The 1236-nt window shown below is 61.9% G+C and carries 1 protein-coding gene and 1 pseudogene; both read right to left on the bottom strand.

Annotation, left to right across the window (positions count from 1 at the left end):
- Positions 1-248, bottom strand: a 248-nt coding sequence (locus I5W_RS24895; RefSeq protein ID WP_252717215.1) for a contractile injection system tape measure protein, incomplete at its 3' end; no start/stop codon positions are given.
- 11 nt (positions 249-259) lie between these two features.
- Positions 260-1236 (bottom strand): annotated as a pseudogene (locus tag I5W_RS24900) (hypothetical protein); the annotation flags it as partial.

The following is a 1236-nucleotide window of genomic DNA, read 5'->3' on the forward strand; positions in this document are numbered from 1 at the left end:
TCAGCGCCGCTGCATGTGGCACGCAGGCGTTGCGGCAGCTCGCGCGGTGCATTCACCAAGTCGATGGTGCCCAGCTCCAGCGTCAACTGATCAATGCGCCAGGTCTGGCCATGGGGGCAATGGCTGGACAACACCTGCTCCATTTCCCTCATCAGCACCGTTTGGCTCCATTGGCTGATGAAATCCTGCAAGGCCGTGCTCTTTTTCGCCTCATCAAACCGCGTATGCCACGTGCAGCGGGCAATCACATGCGCCTCACTCATACGGCACCTCCGGCGTCCGAAGGAAGATCCAGCAAGTGCAACAACTGCTGCGCCTGTTGTTCGCGTTCCTCGCCCGGGGCGGCGTTGTGCCAGTCGACATAGTGGGTAATCAAGTCCGTCAGTCGGGCAAATGCCGGCTTCTTCACCTGCAGATCCAGGTGGCATGGCCAATGCAAATCGCGCAAGCTGTCAAGATAGTTGTTCAGGTCTTGTCCCGCCACGATGCTGACATACCCCGGCAGCAGCAGCGATGCCGCCATCAAGACCGCTGGCCAGTGGGCGCAGCGACGCAAGGCCGCCGGCAACTCGGGCGCGATCTGCTGCGGGCTCGCGCCGACAAACAGCAGCTGATGTTCGAGCAAGAGCCCCCCCGGGCGCTGGCGAACCAGCCACAGCAATTGCGCCGCATGTGCTTCATAGACGTGCCGACGGCTGGGCATGTCAATGGCCTCGACATTGCAGATAATCTGCATCACATCCGTCGCCCCTTCCTGCAAGGCTTGCAGAGTGACGAGTCCATCAAAGAGGCGGTCTTCCTGGGCAGAAACGCGCCCTACGCTCACATCCAGCTCTGGAGAGTAAAAGAGGCTGTCCACGGCGCCGGCACCAAGCCAGTCGAGGAATGCCGGCGTGGCCAGCAGGCCCGACAGCTTTCCTGCCAGTTGCAGGAAGTAAGACGGCAATCCCAGCAGAATAGCGAGCTTGCATTCAAAGCTGGCGACATCCTGGAAATCATCGCGTTGCGCGTCATGCGCCAGCGCGGTTGCCTCGAACAGGCGCGCCTGATCCAGTTCGCCGTCCTGGGCGGGATAGGCATCGCCCTGCCACCACGGGTAGGCCGCCGATGGCGCTTGCGGTGGCACTGGCGGCATCGGCCACCAATTCTGCTCAGGTGTCAGGCGTGCATCGCCCGGCTGCAGCCATTGCGTTGGCGAACGCCAGTTGCACGCCTTCATGCGGTGATAGGGAGCAA

It is taken from the genome of Herbaspirillum sp. B65, from assembly GCF_000333555.1.
Classification (GTDB): Bacteria; Pseudomonadota; Gammaproteobacteria; order Burkholderiales; family Burkholderiaceae_D; genus Herbaspirillum; species Herbaspirillum rubrisubalbicans.